At 47.6% G+C, this 8,653-nt stretch carries 6 protein-coding genes; all 6 read right to left on the bottom strand.

All coding sequences use genetic code 11. The features are described 5' to 3' along the window. Positions 1 to 102: 102 nt before the first annotated feature. On the bottom strand, positions 103 to 1,455 hold the full coding sequence (locus JFC05_RS04450) for a sodium-dependent transporter (RefSeq protein ID WP_198335933.1): 1,353 nt from the start codon (positions 1,453 to 1,455) through the stop codon (positions 103 to 105). Between the two features lie 320 nt (positions 1,456 to 1,775). Next, positions 1,776 to 2,555: an acyl-ACP--UDP-N-acetylglucosamine O-acyltransferase gene (gene lpxA / locus JFC05_RS04445; RefSeq protein WP_105245063.1), complete on the bottom strand. Its 780-nt coding sequence runs from the start codon at positions 2,553 to 2,555 to the stop codon at positions 1,776 to 1,778. A gap of 179 nt (positions 2,556 to 2,734) precedes the next feature. Next, positions 2,735 to 3,244 carry a 3-hydroxyacyl-ACP dehydratase FabZ gene (gene fabZ, locus JFC05_RS04440; protein ID WP_198335932.1) on the bottom strand — a complete coding sequence of 170 codons (510 nt, stop codon included), beginning with the start codon at positions 3,242 to 3,244 and terminating at the stop codon, positions 2,735 to 2,737. Positions 3,245 to 3,367: 123 nt separating this feature from the next. Then, positions 3,368 to 4,390: a UDP-3-O-(3-hydroxymyristoyl)glucosamine N-acyltransferase gene (lpxD, locus tag JFC05_RS04435; protein WP_198335931.1), complete on the bottom strand. Its 1,023-nt coding sequence runs from the start codon at positions 4,388 to 4,390 to the stop codon at positions 3,368 to 3,370. Positions 4,391 to 4,560: 170 nt separating this feature from the next. Beyond that, positions 4,561 to 6,996, bottom strand: coding sequence for an outer membrane protein assembly factor BamA (gene bamA, locus JFC05_RS04430; RefSeq protein WP_198335930.1), 2,436 nt, complete (start codon positions 6,994 to 6,996; stop codon positions 4,561 to 4,563). A gap of 263 nt (positions 6,997 to 7,259) precedes the next feature. Next, on the bottom strand, positions 7,260 to 8,627 hold the full coding sequence (gene rseP, locus JFC05_RS04425) for an RIP metalloprotease RseP (protein ID WP_198335929.1): 1,368 nt from the start codon (positions 8,625 to 8,627) through the stop codon (positions 7,260 to 7,262). Positions 8,628 to 8,653: the final 26 nt, after the last annotated feature.

Below are 8,653 nucleotides of genomic sequence, written 5' to 3'. Positions count from 1 at the left end.
TAGACAGTATATAGCTTTAGAGCCTACGCCAGCATGAATAATGTCCATTACACCTACTTGACTGATGTATGCGCCATTCAAAAAGGCTAATGGCCAAACGTTTTAACCCATCAATGTGGTCACAAACACGATAACCACTGCGATTGGCGCTACAAACTTGGAGATAATCTGCCATAGCGTCCACGTACCATTAGACAGACCAAGCTCTTGCTGAACACTACGCTGATCCATCTGCCAGCCAAGGAAGATAATCGCCGCCAGACCCGTAAGTGGTAGGATAAACTTACTGGTGAGCTTATCTAAAGCATCAAAGACACCGTTGCCCATGATCGTAAAATCAGCCCATAGGTTAAACGACAACAAGGCTGCGATACCAAGTAGCCAAATCACAATACTCGCCACGATGGTCGATACTGTACGGCTCATCGAGGTACGCTCTTCTAAAAACTCCACCGTCGGCTCAAGTAGCGAAATCGATGAAGTGATAGCGGCGAAGGTAATCAATAAGAAAAACAAAGTACCGATGATCGTACCTGCGCCCATGCTACCAAAGGCAATGGGCAAGCTGACAAAGATAAGACCAGGGCCTGAGGCAGGATCTAAGCCATTGCTAAAGATAATCGGGAAGATCGCCAGACCAGCGGCCAAGGCAATCACGGTGTCCAATATTACCACTGTACGGGCGGTCTTGAGTAAGTTAACTTCACGGCCCAAATAAGAGCCATACGCAATCATAATGCCCATACCGATAGATAGAGTAAAGAACGCATGACCAAGCGCAGCAAGCATCACGTCTGCAGTCAGCTTGCTAAGGTCTGGAGCAAATAGGTAAGCAACCGCTTCACCAAATCCTCCATTCATGACGTTATAACCGGCGATGACAAACAAGATAAGACCCAATAATGGCATTAACACCTTGGCGGTTTTTTCGATACCACCTGTCACCCCCATACCGACGATGATAGCCGTCAGCACCATAAACACAGTGTGCCAAATGGTCAATGTGCCGGCTGAGGCCAGCATAGCATCAAATGTCGCACCAACTGCGTCGCCATCTTGGCCAGCAAACTCACCTGAGGCGATTTTGGTGATATAGTTTAGCGCCCAGCCACCGATGACACTATAAAACGATAAAATTAAGAAACCGCCCAAAATACCTGACGCACCCACGATACCCCAGCTGCGTGACTTGCCTTGGCTGGCGGCCACATCAGCAAAGGTATTGACTGGGTTTTTTTGTCCGCGGCGACCGATCAACCACTCAGCGACTAGAATCGGAAAACCTACTAACGCGATACAGAATAAATAAGCGATAACAAAAGCGGAACCCCCACTTTCACCGACCATATATGGAAATTTCCATATATTTCCCAACCCAACTGCCGACCCTACCGCTGCTAGCACGAAGCCAAAGCTTGAGCTCCATTGTGCGTGTCCTTGTTTATTCATAGCCATCTTTTCCGTCCTCTTGCTTCAATTAATACCACTGATAACCTTCCTTGATTATCATAAGCCGCCCATCATAATGCTTAAGCGAATTATTAAACGCCCCGATATGAAGCGTCCAGTAACATTAAGAAAAAATTGTTTACAATACCGTAAACGCTCAGTTTCTGCTAAGCAACCAAAAAAGTCAAGTGCCCATAAATATAAAAAGCCATAACAATTGGTTATGGCTTTTTATCATTTTACCTCTAACTAACAAGAGTTTGGACTATCAACAATCCTTTTTATCATAAATTGTGGCTAAGCCTAATCAATTGTCTACTAACCACTTAGCGCACGACACCGCGGCGGCTGTTTTGTAAGGAGTCAATAAGCAGCTGAATCTTTGGCTCTCTCGGTAGTAGCTCGGTATGCAGCACCTCAAGCGCTTGTACAGTAGTCAGACCCGATCTAAAAATCGTACGATACGCTTGACGCAAAACATCAATCGTCTCTTTTGACCAGTTTTTGCGGCGCATACCTTCGACATTGAGGCCATGGGTTTTGGCAGGATTGCCAGATACCATGGTAAAGGCGGCCACATCTTTTAAGATCAGACTTGCCCCACCGATCAGACTATAGTCATCTACCGTACAAAACTGATGAATACCAGAGTTGCCACCGATGATGGTATGGTTGCCGATAGTGACATGACCCGCTACCCCCACATTATTAGCCAACACATTGTGATCGCCTATCACGCAGTCGTGAGCCACGTGGGTGTTGACCATCAACAAATTATGACTACCAATCTTGGTCAACTCGCTGTCTTGAGCGGTGCCGCGGTGCAAGCTGCAGGCCTCACGAATGGTATTATAATCGCCAATCTCAAGCCAAGTGCGCTCGCCTGCATACTTCAAATCCTGCGGATCTTCACCAATACTGGCAAACTGATAGAATTGATTGTGCGCGCCGATACGAGTCAGCTTGGTCACGACCACATGACGATGCAACACCGTATGCGCGCCGATGCTGACCTCATCCCCGACGATACAGTACGGGCCAATGATGGCAGTCTCATCTATCTGAGCAGAGGGTGAGATGAGTGCTGTTGGATGGATCTGACTCATAATGTGGGCCTTTGTATCTTCTGGTGCGAATAAATGGTAAAACACTGACCGTCAGTCATAACTTATCAAACAAACCAAAGTCAGTCTTGCGACAAAATATCGATGCTCATTATAATTCTTCTTGCCTGTTTTGACATAACTCTTTAGATACCGATGAGCCTAAAAGTTATCAGCCAATTTTATTGCTCTTGACGAGCAATCATCACCTGTGCGCTCGCCGCCAGCTCATCTTCGACATGGACGGTACAGTCAAACTTATAAATACCGCGCTTTTGCATCACAGTTTTTGCCCGAATAATCAGCTGATCACCAGGGATAACGCGGCGCTTAAAACGAACCTTATCCACCCCAGCAAACAAATACAGATAACCATCTTCGCCAGTCAATCCTGCGCTGATAAACCCAAGCACCCCTGACACTTGAGCCATACACTCGACCATCAGCACGCCTGGCATGATAGGCTCATTGGGGAAATGCCCATTAAAAAACTCTTCATTAATGGTGACGTTTTTGACCCCAGTGATGCATTCACCAGGGATACAGTCGATCACTTTATCGACCAGCATAAAAGGATAGCGATGCGGTAAGTAGCGCTTTAGCGTATGATAAGTCAGAGGCAAAGTCAGGCCTTGCTCAGCCAAGCTTTTCATGTCGGTATCATTTAAAACATCTATGTCGTTGCTGCTCATATGCCGCGTCCTTGCTCATTGCTAAGTATAAAAGGATTAAAAGGTTAAGGATTAAAGTATGGAATATTATATGGTTAACTACTAAGGGTTATGAAATAGAGTGATATCTTGTGGCCAGTCAAATCAGCGCTCATCGCGACCGAGCTGGCGAAACCTAACAGCAGCACGTCGCCAGTTGGCAGTTGGCATGGCCACGGTACCTGAAGAGTAAGAGCCTGCTTGTTTGATGGATTTGGTCACCATCGTCATACCCGACAACGTAACATCATCAGCAATCTCGATGTGGCCAGTGATACCGACCGCGCCACCAATAATACAGCGTTTACCGATATGCGTACTCCCAGCGATACCGGTGTGCGCAGCGATGGCCGTCCCATCACCGATATGCACATTGTGCGCCACTTGCACCAGATTGTCGATAATCACATGATTGCCGATGACGGTATCATCGATAGCACCGCGGTCGATACAAGTCTGACTGCCAATACGGACATGATCACCGATGATGACTCGGCCTAACTGCGCAATACGCTCCCACCCGGTGGTGCTTGGGTCGTTGGTCGGGGCAAAGCCAAAACCTTCTGAGCCAATACTTGTACCAGCATGCACTCTGACATGATCGCCAATGGTACAATCATGACCGATGACCACTTGTGATTTGATGACACAATCGCTGCCGACCCTCGTACCTGCCTCAATCGTTACGTGGGCAGCCAGCGCTGTTCGCGCTCCCAGCTGCACCTGCTCGCCTATCACACAAAACGCCCCTATGCTCACCTGCTCGCCGATGATGGCACTATCGGCAATCACCGCATTCGGATGAATACGACTCGAGGCTGACTGATAAGCAAATAACTGACTGGCGCTGGCGTAAGCCAAGTATGGATTTGCGATCACCAACGCCAAGGTTGATGCGGGTACTTGCTGGCGATGGTTTGCTGTGACTAACACAGCCCCTGCTTGACTGTCTGCCAAACTAGAGAGGTAACGGGGATCGGCCAAAAAACTCAGCTGCGTGTCATTGGCTGTCGTCAGACTACCGATACCGCCAAGCTTTTGGCATAACTGCTCTGCGCTCAGCTCTGCTTTATTTATAACAGGCTGGCGCTGCTCAATTTGGGTGATAAGTTGCTCAATCGTTATCATAGTTATTATTAGTATGAAGTAAGAATAAAAGTCGTATTATAAATAAGACAGTCATCAAGCTGCTATATCAGCTTGATGACCAATTTGTCTAGTATCATCTATTTATACCACACAAGTTATTGTGCCGTATAAATAAGATTAAAGCCAAAGCGCTTCAGATGGCCGCTACGTTAGAACGTATTACCAATCTGGAACTGTACTTTTTCGGTCTCATCACCTTCTTTATCACCGATAGGCATCGCATAACTCAAGGAGATAGGGCCAATTGGCGTATACCAAGTGATACCAGCACCAGCACTAAAGCGCAAGTCATTGTCTTGAGTCAATAATGGTACGCCAGTATCAACACCCGTATCAGGGTCTACGAAAGTACGGTCTTCTTTATCGGTGGTATCAAAGACTTGCCCGCCCTCTGCAAATAGTACAGGACGTACTTGGTCAGCCCAGTCACCTTTAAATGGCATGGGCAATACCAGCTCAGCCCCAAAACTGGCCAGCGCGTTACCACCGATTTCTTCGTCTTTATAACGCACATCATCATTGATGGCATCATAATACGTCTGTGACTTTGGTCCAAGTGTTGAGGCTTCATAACCACGAACAGAGCCATAACCACCAGCGTAGAAGTTTTCATAAAACGGTAAATCATTACCATAGCCAAGCTTGGTATAACCACGTGCTATCCAATCCTTATAAATCGGATAATAAATATTGCCGCGGTACACAAGTTTTTGATAGCTGGCATCACCAAGGCCGATGGTCGCATCAACGGTATGGCTCATACCTTTGGTTGGGAATACAGGACGATCTAGGGTGCTATAGTCCCAGCCGAATAGTAGATTATAGGTCTGATAGTCGTTTTTAAAACCAGTACGACCTGAAAGCTGCTCTTCACCCTCTTCATCAATAAAGGTGAACTGCTCAAAAGATCCATCATCATCGATTAACTGCTGGACGTTTGAAACCCCTAAGAAGCGGCCACCCCGTACTGAGGTATTATCCACATTGAGACCTGCGCTGACGCGTTTGGTTTCATCGACAGGATAGCTGTAGTTGAGCGTGGCACCATAGGAGTCGGTCACATAGTTACTGACGTTTCTGTCATCGTACTTGGTCTCACGATAATACGCGCTCAAACCTTGAGAGACACCGTTTTCGGTAAAGTACGGATCGGTATAGCCCAAACTATATGAGTCGCGGGTCTCTGAGCGAGACAGCGCAGCTTTGACTCGGTTACCTGTACCCATAAAGTTGTTTTGGGTCAAATCCAACTGGAAGGTCACACCGCCACTTTGTGAATAACCAGCGGCAATGGTCGAGCTACCTGAAGGCTGCTCTTCTACCGTGTAATGTACGTCTACTTGGTCTGGCTGGTTGGGCACTGGTTTGACATCGACATTGACGGCTTTGAAAAACCCGGTGCGCATCAGACGCGTGCGTGACAATTGGATTTTTTCGCTAGAGGCAAGCGCACCTTCTAGTTGGCGCATCTCACGGCGCAGTACTTCGTCTTGGGTTTTGATATTGCCCGTAAAGTTGATACGGCGCACGTAGATAGGACGGGCAGGATCGATAAAGTAATCCACATCGACCATTTTGGTATCGTCATTGATACGTGGTACTGGTCTAACTTGGGCCAGATAATAGCCTTCGTTGCCATAACGGCGCTTTAGCTCGGCGGTGGTTTCATCGAGTTTGGCTTGCGAGTATTTTTCGTTTGGGGCAAAGGTGACCAGCTCTTGTAGCTCAGTCGTCTCAAACGTTGGCTTGCCTAAAAAACTGACCTCACCAAACTGGTACTGCTCGCCTTCGCTTAGGCTGACTTCGATAAACACACTGCGCTTATCTTCGCTGATATTAAGTACCGCATTGTCGACGGCAAAACGCACGTAGCCGTCATTTTGGTACAAGGCTTTTAAGTTTTCCAAACTGGCCGCCAGCTTTTCTTTGGCATAGCGATCAGATTTAGATAACAGGCGCGTCCAAGAAGATTCTTTTACGGCAAAGACATCTTTGATCTCATCATCGCTGAAGTGCTTGTTGCCGATGATATTGATATCGACGACTTTGGCAGGCTTGCCTTCGATAAAGCGTACATCGAGCTTGACACGATTGCCATCCAGTAGCGTTTGGTCGACTTCGATATTACTGTTGTAGTAGCCTTGGCTGATATACTGCTGCTGCAGTTCGTTGGCGACGCCTTGTAAGGTCGCTTGCTTGAGCACATCACCGACAGACAAACCTGCGTTGCTCAATCCTTGCTCTAGTCCTTCTTTTGGGATGAGCTTATTGCCCTCAAAGTTGACTTCGGCGATGGTAGGACGCTCAACGACATCAAAGCGTAATTGACCGCCTTCGACACGGCTTTGAATGTCCGCGAAGTTTCCGGTCGCATATAGCGCCTTAATACTGGCCGCCAAGCTGCTGTCATTTACCGTATCTCCTACCGTGATAGGTAGAACCGGATAGAGGCTATCGGGGGTTAGACGTTGTAAGCCATTAAAACCGATGTCAGTCACTACAAATTCTGCAGCCTGTACCGGCATACTCATCATCGCTACCACTAACGGCAACCCTGCCGCGCTCATAAATAAAGGCGTACGCATAAACACTATCCGTCAATAAAAAAATTGCTTAAGTTAAGTTAAAAAGCACATGTTGTCTTGTCCATTTGCCATAAAGTCGCATACTTCGGCGGACAAGACTCAGAACACTTTATATAAAACGCATCATAAAATAAACTAAAAATTACGATTAGTACAGAGACGGCGGCACAAAGCTGCTCTGCCGCCACACCTACAATCGCTGCCCGATACGCGTAAAACCATTAGTGCATCTTGTCTTATCACCCAAACGCTTGGGCAAACCATCAAAAAAGTCGGCTGATATCATTACCAATTGCTAACACCATGAAACCTGCCAGCAAGAGTAAACCGATATTAAGTCCAGCCATTTGCACGCCTTCTGAGAGCGGCTTACCGCGAATCAGCTCTATGAGATGATAGACGATATGCCCTCCATCCAATACAGGAATGGGCAAAAGGTTGAGCACTGCCAGACTCAGACTGATCAGCGCGGCGGTAGACAATACCATCTGCCAGCTAATATCGAAGCTTTGTTTGGCGACTTTGGCAATAGTGATCGGGCCTGATAAATTATCGAGACCAATCATACCTGAGAGCATTTTGCCCATCGAGCTGACCGTCATCACCGCCAACTGTTCGGTTTTTTCAAACGACTTGACCAGTGACTCGCCTGGACCATAGACCACTGTGGTTTTATAATCTTCAGGAATGACAATCTCAGACTGTGCCACCATAGCACCAATTTGCCCAAAGTCGTTACCTAAATTGTCTTTTTTGCCCTGCGGCATAATGGCCAATTGTACAGGCTTACCCTCTCTTAAGACGGTAAAATTGAGTAAAGTCTCAGGATTATCGCGAATGATGCGCGTGGCACTGATCCAGTCTGCGATGGCGACATCATTAATCGCCGTGATACGGTCACCGACCTTGAGGCCTTGACGATTGGCGGCACCATCAGGCGTCAACTCACCGACGATAGGGGCAATCGTCGGTTGCCATGGCAGCATACCAAAGCTGCTCAGCGCATCTTTTCCATGGTCATCGCCTTGCATAAACTCATCCACAGGCGCGTAGTAAGTCTTGGCGGCGTTGTCATCAGCTTGTAGCGTGACACTTATATTGTCCGTCTCACCCATGCGTCCAGCGAGACGGTAATTAATCCCTTCCCACGTCTGTACATCATGACCATCGATGGAGACGATCTTATCGCCAACAGGCAGCTGAGCGGTGGCCGCTGGCGTATCAGGCAACACCTGCCCAATCTTTGTCGCCAACTGCTCAGACGGGGTCATAAACAACACCCAAAACAAACCAATCGCAATGACAAAGTTCATGATAGGGCCTGCTGCGACGATAGCGATTTTTTTTAGCGGATGCTGGCGGTTAAATGCCAAGTGCTGCTCATCGGCTGCCACCTCGCCTTCTCGCTCATCGAGCATTTTGACATAGCCGCCCAGTGGCAGCGCCGAAATACGATAATCAATACCGCTTTTTTTGCTGGTCCAGCCTGCGACTTTGGGGCCAAAACCAATAGAATATGTCAGCACCTTAACACCGCACAGGCGCGCCACGATATAGTGCCCCCATTCATGCAGGGCAATGAGCGGACCTAAGACAAAAATGGCCGCAAGGAGCGTCAATAAAAACGTCATGATGTCTTCTCAATATGGTTTTTTAG

The organism is Psychrobacter celer, assembly GCF_016107555.1.
In the GTDB taxonomy this organism is placed as follows: Bacteria; Pseudomonadota; Gammaproteobacteria; order Pseudomonadales; family Moraxellaceae; genus Psychrobacter; species Psychrobacter celer.
The sequence above is the reverse complement of the archived record's forward strand: the minus strand, read 5'-3'. Positions and strand labels throughout refer to the sequence as shown.

Bases quoted from the DNA above. Each gene is read 5' to 3' on its own strand.
- rseP (WP_198335929.1), bottom strand. From the start codon at position 8,627: ATGACGTTTTTATTGACGCTCCTTGCGGCCATTTTTGTCTTAGGTCCG.
- lpxA (WP_105245063.1), bottom strand. From the start codon at position 2,555: ATGAGTCAGATCCATCCAACAGCACTCATCTCACCCTCTGCTCAGATA.
- JFC05_RS04450 (WP_198335933.1), bottom strand. From the start codon at position 1,455: ATGGCTATGAATAAACAAGGACACGCACAATGGAGCTCAAGCTTTGGC.
- lpxD (WP_198335931.1), bottom strand. From the start codon at position 4,390: ATGATAACGATTGAGCAACTTATCACCCAAATTGAGCAGCGCCAGCCT.
- bamA (WP_198335930.1), bottom strand. From the start codon at position 6,996: ATGCGTACGCCTTTATTTATGAGCGCGGCAGGGTTGCCGTTAGTGGTA.
- fabZ (WP_198335932.1), bottom strand. From the start codon at position 3,244: ATGAGCAGCAACGACATAGATGTTTTAAATGATACCGACATGAAAAGC.